A 255-nucleotide genomic window follows, 5' to 3' on the forward strand; every position below is an offset into this window, starting at 1 on the left:
CGGCCGGCGGGGCGGGGCCGGATCGTAGAGGGCCGCGTCGAGGCGCAGGCGGGTGACGATGGTCACGCCGCGGCGGCTCAGGGCGGCGAGGAAGGCCAGCGCCGCAAAACCGCTGTCGGCCACCAGCGCGAGGTCGCGCCCCGGCAGCCAGCGGCGCGCCTGGAGGACGAGTTGGCGCCCGACCGCGAGCAGGGGCTTGTGCCGGCAGCCCCGCTCGCGGCAGGCGCGCTCGGAGGGCACGAGGGCGGTGAGGAA

The 255-nt window shown here is 78.4% G+C and carries 1 protein-coding gene; it reads right to left on the bottom strand.

All coding sequences use genetic code 11. The features are described from left to right. The coding region (locus tag EOE48_RS29035) for a transposase (protein WP_187371611.1) at nt 1-255 on the bottom strand (255 nt) is incomplete at both ends.

The organism is Methylobacterium oryzihabitans (genome assembly GCF_004004555.2).
Classification (GTDB): Bacteria; Pseudomonadota; Alphaproteobacteria; order Rhizobiales; family Beijerinckiaceae; genus Methylobacterium; species Methylobacterium oryzihabitans.